Consider the following 1583-nt stretch of genomic DNA (forward strand, 5'->3'; position numbering starts at 1 on the left):
TTGAAAAGCGCCGCCGTCTTCTCCGTGCCGAGATTGGCTTCAACGATTGAGCTGGCGGTCAGAGATAAATCACGCATCGACAACGTTGTTCCATCCGTGCCGGAAAGCGTTCCTCCATCAACGAAGACGTCGCCAAGTTGGCCGGTTCCCCGCAAGCGACCACCGGTTACGTAGACGGGGGTGCCCGCGAAGTTGCCGTTGACGGCGAGAGTGCCGCCCTGGAGCGACATTCGGCCGTTGTAGCCAAGACCGTTGCCCTCGAGAAACAGACCACTCGTTCCAGCTTTTACCAGATGGGCGTCCGCCTCCCCGACAAGGCTCCCGCGAAAGTTGAAGCCCAAGCTGTCGGATGCGATGGTCAGCCTGCTGGATGCGAGGTCCACCGTGCCATCGCCCGTGAGGGAGCTGATCTGCTGGTTGGCGGCAAGTTTGAGTCTGCCGGAGCCGGTGGGAGTGTAGCGACCGCCCGCATCGAGGACGTTTGCAGCCCCCGCGGTCAGTTGCCCCTGGTCGATGCTGAAGCCCATTCCAACATTCATGGACCCGGTGACGACAAGTTCCCCCGCCCCCGATTTGCCCATGAAGACCATGCCATAACCGCGGCCGATCGTACCCGCCTGTGTGGCGGTGCCGGAATCGACGCGGAAATCAGTGTTCGCATTGAGAATGACATTGTTGCTAACCATAACGCCATTGGCGTAAGAGAGCGCCAGCGAACTCCCCCACTCGCCACCGAACGTCACCGCACCAGCGCCTAGGGCATTGTCGTTTTCGACACGCACCGTTCCGTTTCTGACGAACAGGCCGCCCGCAAAGGTGTTGGCACCGGAAAGCGTGAGGGTGCCGCCACCAACTTTAGTGAGGCTCTTCGCTCCCGAAAGCACGCCCGAAAGCGTTGTGTGCTGCGCCGTATCAAGGCTCGCGCTGCTGTTAACGACTATGTCGTTGGCAAGGGTCATCGCGGTAGGCGCGTAGAACGCGAGCGATCCGCCGTTGAAGGTGACAGCCCCGGTGCCGAGTGCATTGTTGTGCATCAACGAGAGAGTGCCTTCGGAAACATCGGTGCCGCCCGAGTATGTATTGTTGCCAATGACGATCAGCTTTCCCGCTCCCCCCTTGGAGAACGAGCCGGTTCCTGAAACGATACCCGAAACGGTCGCCGTGACACCCGTTCCCGCGGTGAAGGTATTCACGCCCGTCATGGAAATGGCGCTGGCTTCGTTGTCGCCATCGTTGAAGACGAAAGTGCCTGCGGATGCCGGCAGGGTTACCGCGATGACCACCGTCGAAACACCGGCAAGCAGCAGATGCCTGCGGCGGCAGGCGGGAAGACTCGATCGTGCGAAAGTTCGCTGCGACATATGAAGACTCCAAATGCGTTCGCTGCGGCAAAGCTCCGCCAGCGACGGACGCGGGAAAGCGCCCTGGGGATGAACGTTGATGATGTAACTTGGTGGTCCGCCGTCGCCTTGGCCCGGCGCCGCTGTCCCACAAGCCTACCCTGGTAGCGCGGGCTCCAGGCTATCGAGCTGGTCTGCACGTAATCAGATCAACCCTGCGCATGCCTTTACCAGCGGTTGTAT

Annotated in this window: 1 protein-coding gene; it reads right to left on the minus strand. The window is 60.7% G+C overall.

The genetic code is table 11. The features are described from left to right. The coding region (locus AC1DUU_RS31535; protein WP_476787232.1) for an autotransporter-associated beta strand repeat-containing protein at nucleotides 1-1361 on the minus strand (1361 nt) is incomplete at its 3' end. Nucleotides 1362-1583: the final 222 nt, after the last annotated feature.

The organism is Aminobacter sp. P4_H6_2 (assembly GCF_056400805.1).